This is a genomic window from Sphingomonas asaccharolytica NBRC 15499 (assembly GCF_001598355.1).
Classification (GTDB): Bacteria; Pseudomonadota; Alphaproteobacteria; order Sphingomonadales; family Sphingomonadaceae; genus Sphingomonas; species Sphingomonas asaccharolytica.
The window spans coordinates 1-1,020 of record NZ_BCYU01000180.1; the positions used below are offsets into that span (position 1 = coordinate 1).

1 protein-coding gene is annotated in these 1,020 nt (G+C 62.3%); it reads left to right on the forward strand.

What is annotated here, in order from left to right; genetic code table 11:
- Positions 1 to 76 precede the first annotated feature (76 nt).
- Positions 77 to 1,020: DDE-type integrase/transposase/recombinase (locus SAS01S_RS21970; protein WP_066813387.1), on the forward strand; the 944-nt coding region annotated here is incomplete at its 3' end.

Genomic DNA, 1,020 nt, shown 5'->3' on the forward strand with positions numbered 1-1,020 from the left:
CGTGTAGAGTTTCGGGAGATTGGTTGGACGCGGCTGGTGTAAGAAGAGGCATTGAGTGGCTGAGGAGTCGCGAGATATGCTGATCGCCTTGCACCTGAACGCAACCACGAGCCCGCGCCAGCGGGCCTATATTCGTTCGAGCGCCAAGAGCGTGGCTGTGTTGGCGCGCGAGCTTCATGTCAGCGAGACGACGATCCGCCGCTGGCGAGGACGCGAAGATAGCGCCGATCGGCCCTCGACCCCGCATCGGCTGGCGACCAGTCTGTCGATCGAGGAGGAGGAGATCGCTGTTGAGCTGCGTGTCCGGCTCAACCTGTCGCTCGATGATGCGCTTGAGGTTTTGCGCCGTTGCCTACGGGACGACATCTCGCGTTCGGCGCTGTACAGGCTATGGCATCGTCGCGGCATCGCAGGACCACCGCGGCCGGATACCGCAACGCCACCCGGCCGCTTCGCGCCTGAGGCGTTCGGCTATGTCCATGCCGATCTCAAGCACCTCACGCGCCTTGATGGCCAGGCCAGCTATGTCCTGGTCGCCATCGAGCGCGCCACGCGCTTCGTCCATGTCGAGATCATTCAGGACCGCCAGGGCGATACTATTGCCAACGCTTTTGCCCGCTTCCTCGAGGCGTTCGGACACCCAGTCCACACCGTCCTCACCGATAACGGCTCCGAGTTCACCGACCGCTTCGGCGCTGCCCGCTACACCAGCCGTACCACAGGCACTGGCCGCCACCCCTTCGATCAGCTGTGCGCCGCGCATCGCATCCAGCACAAGCTGACCAAGCCCTATCACCCGCAAACCAATGGCATGGTCGAGCGCTTCAATCGACGCCTCGCCGACGCCATCCGACAACACCCGGCGACCGATAACAATGCCGGGCGAAACCGCTTCGCTTCACAGCACGAACGCAACGCCTTCATCCAGCGCTTCGTCAAAGACTATAATCTCACAAGGCTCCGATGCCTCAACTACAAGGCTCCCGCTGAAATCCTTGCCAACCTCACGGAACACAACAC